Raw genomic sequence first — 572 nt, 5'->3', positions numbered from 1 at the left:
GGGATAGCGAGACTCAAGACACGCAAGACCACGCGCAGCGAGGGAGCTGAAACACCCCGGCCGGCTGACCGGGTCAACCGTCAGTTCACCGCGGCGGCACCGAACGCGTTGTGGGTGGCGGACCTGACCTACATCCCGCGCAATGCCGCACAGATCGGATCGACTCCGTGTTCATCGCGGTGAGCCGCGACGAACTCCACGATCAGCGCTGTGGGCGGTCGATCTCCGCCGCAAAGAAAGCCGAAGCCTGCTTCAAGATCGTGTTCGCTCGCCGCAGTTCACGGTTCTCCCGCTCCAACGCCGCGATGCGGTCAGCGTCCTCACTCGTGGTGCCCGGGCGGACCGCGCCGTCGATCTCGGCCTGACGAACCCAATTGCGCAACGCCTCGGGATGGACTCCGAGCTGATCGGCGATCCGCTTGATCGCACCTCTCGACGAATCGGGATCTCGTCGCGCTTCACATGCCATCCGGGTGGCCCGGTCCTTGAGTTCCTCACTGTACTTGCGTGGTGCTGCCATGCTCTCCATCCTTCACAGGTTCGAGAGCCTCCGACAGACCCGGGGCGGTTCA

The 572-nt window shown here is 64.5% G+C and carries 1 protein-coding gene and 1 pseudogene; one reads left to right on the top strand and one right to left on the bottom strand.

The annotated features are described in order from the left end of the window. Nucleotides 1–183 (top strand): annotated as a pseudogene (locus GOALK_RS24265) (hypothetical protein); the annotation flags it as partial. Between the two features lie 19 nt (nucleotides 184–202). On the opposite strand, the gene GOALK_RS13130 reads toward GOALK_RS24265, so the two are convergent. Beyond that, on the bottom strand, nucleotides 203–520 hold the full coding sequence (locus tag GOALK_RS13130) for a transposase (RefSeq protein WP_035756199.1): 318 nt from the start codon (nucleotides 518–520) through the stop codon (nucleotides 203–205). Nucleotides 521–572 lie beyond the last annotated feature (52 nt).

It is taken from the genome of Gordonia alkanivorans NBRC 16433 (assembly GCF_000225505.1).
GTDB classification, from domain to species: Bacteria; Actinomycetota; Actinomycetes; order Mycobacteriales; family Mycobacteriaceae; genus Gordonia; species Gordonia alkanivorans.
This window is presented reverse-complemented; position numbering and strand designations above follow the sequence as displayed.

Excerpts from the sequence above, each read along its gene's own strand:
- GOALK_RS13130 (WP_035756199.1), bottom strand. The coding sequence starts at position 520 with ATGGCAGCACCACGCAAGTACAGTGAGGAACTCAAGGACCGGGCCACC.